The 701-nt window shown below is 77.6% G+C and carries 1 protein-coding gene; it reads right to left on the bottom strand.

Annotation, left to right across the window (positions count from 1 at the left end; translation table 11 throughout):
• Nucleotides 1-117: 117 nt before the first annotated feature.
• The coding region (gspN, locus tag A612_RS00535) for a type II secretion system protein N (RefSeq protein ID WP_019372669.1) at nucleotides 118-701 on the bottom strand (584 nt) is incomplete at its 5' end.

Genomic DNA, 701 nt, shown 5'->3' with positions numbered 1-701 from the left:
GCTCGCCGGGCCGGACGCTGCCGCCCTGGGCCAGGGCCGGGCCCTGGGCGGCGGCCAGCAGCGCGCCGGCCGCCAGCAGGTGCAGGGCGGATCGCAGGGGGCGTCGGGGCAGGAAGGTCATAGCGTGATGATGGAGCGCGCGCCTTGGCGCCGCCCGATGATATTCAGGAGATTGGCCAGCACCGCCTCGCGCCCCGGGGCGGCCGCGGCCTCGCCCTCGAAACGCAGGCGCTGGCCCACCCAGCGGCCGCTGCCGGACAGCTGCAGCGCCCCTTCGAGCGTGGACAGCTGCAGCGTGGGGGCGTCGCCCCCCTGCAGCGCGAGGCGGTAGCTGCCCAGGGGGCGCAGGGTCGACAGGCGCGAGGAGATGGCCAGCGCATCGAGTCGCGCCCGGCCCTGCACCTGCAGGCGCCCGGCCGACCAGGACAGCTGCAGCCCCTCGGTGGACAGCTGCAAACGGCCCTGCAGCTGCACGGTGTTCCACGGCGTGCCCAGGCCCGCGAGCGCGCCGGCGGGCCACTGGCTGGTGCCGTCCCGCAGCTGCAGCTGCAGGCTGTTCCAACCGGCGCGCGCCAGGACCTGGAGGGGGCCCTCGGGGGTGCAGCAGTCGGCGCTCAGCTGCAGCCGCGCGCCCCGCCAGGCCGGGCGCAGCCGCCAGTGCAGGCGCCCGGGCAGGGCCACCCGGTCCTGGCTGCCGGCCC

Origin of the sequence: Melaminivora alkalimesophila (assembly GCF_000282995.1) — a bacterium.
In the GTDB taxonomy this organism is placed as follows: Bacteria; Pseudomonadota; Gammaproteobacteria; order Burkholderiales; family Burkholderiaceae_C; genus Melaminivora; species Melaminivora alkalimesophila.
The sequence above is the reverse complement of the archived record's forward strand: the minus strand, read 5'-3'. Positions and strand labels throughout refer to the sequence as shown.